We start from the raw sequence: 1111 nt of genomic DNA, 5'->3' as shown, positions 1-1111 counted from the left end.
GGCGGGGATGTTGCTCACGTAGCCCTTCAGGCCCGCCATGCGCCTGGCGCGGGCCAGTGCGGCCTCGTCGACCACCTGGTCGCCCCGGTGAGTGGTGACGAACCGGGTCCCCCTGGGGCGCCTCCGGCCGGCGACCACCGCCCTGGCCCTGCTCTCCTGGGCCGTGAGCGTCTTGCTGTCGCGGGCGAACCTCTTGGCGGAGTAGACCCATACGGCCCGCCACGAACCCGGATGAGTGGCGGGGTCCCACACCGGCTCATCGCGGAGGTTCTCGTCCCTCTCGGCGCAGCGGCCACCGCGTCTGGGGGTGATGGTGTCGATGATCTGCCCGTCGGCGAGGACGTCGCCGTGGAACCGGAAGTGGGCCGCCAGGTCGACGGGGGCCCTGGTCATGCGCGAACCCACGATGAAGCCCACGCCCGCCTCATCCAGGGCCGCCAGATTGGCGGCCGACAGCATGCCGGCGTCCGCCACGACCACCAGGTGCTCGATCCCGGCCGAGCGCACGAACTCCCGGACGACCGGCACGATGGTGGTCGTTTCGGCCCTGTCGCCCTCCCAACAGCCGATCCGCAGGGGGAAGCCGCCCCGGTCCACCAGCAGACCCACGATGATCTGCGGATCGACCCTGCGCTCCTTGGAGTAGCCGACCCTGCGCAGGTCGTCCTCCTTGTCGGCCTCGAAGTACAAGGTGGTCACGTCGTACAGGCACAGGCTCAGGTCACCGCCCCCGGTGACGCGGGACAGACAGGCCGCCGCGATCCCGGCGCGCCAGTCGCGCTCGACGCAGCGGGCCAGGGACCGGAACAAGGAGCGCCTGGCCACCGGCCGGACACCGAGCTCGCCGATCACGCGGGGGACCTGCTCCTTGCTGGTGGGCTCGACGCAGCGGGCCAGCGCCATCTGCTTGAAGCCCTCGTCCCCGCCCACCGCCTCACCCAGCCCCAGGCGCTCGTACGCCCCGGACAGCGCATCCCACAACAGGGCGCAGCGCTTGGAGTCGACCACCGCGCCCGCGACGCAGGCCCCGGCGCCCAGGGACTCAAGATCCAGGGCCGCCTGCCCCGACAGTGCGGTGATCCTGTCGCGTCCGGCCCGCACCAGAACGGCC

General features: G+C 72.1%; 1 protein-coding gene. It reads right to left on the bottom strand.

The features are described 5' to 3' along the window. The coding region (locus G446_RS18070; protein ID WP_034470785.1) for an IS1634 family transposase at window positions 1-1111 on the bottom strand (1111 nt) is incomplete at both ends.

It is taken from the genome of Actinomyces dentalis DSM 19115, assembly GCF_000429225.1.
GTDB lineage: Bacteria > Actinomycetota > Actinomycetes > Actinomycetales > Actinomycetaceae > Actinomyces > Actinomyces dentalis.
Note: the sequence above shows the minus strand (reverse complement) of the source record. Positions and strands in the feature narration are given on the sequence as shown.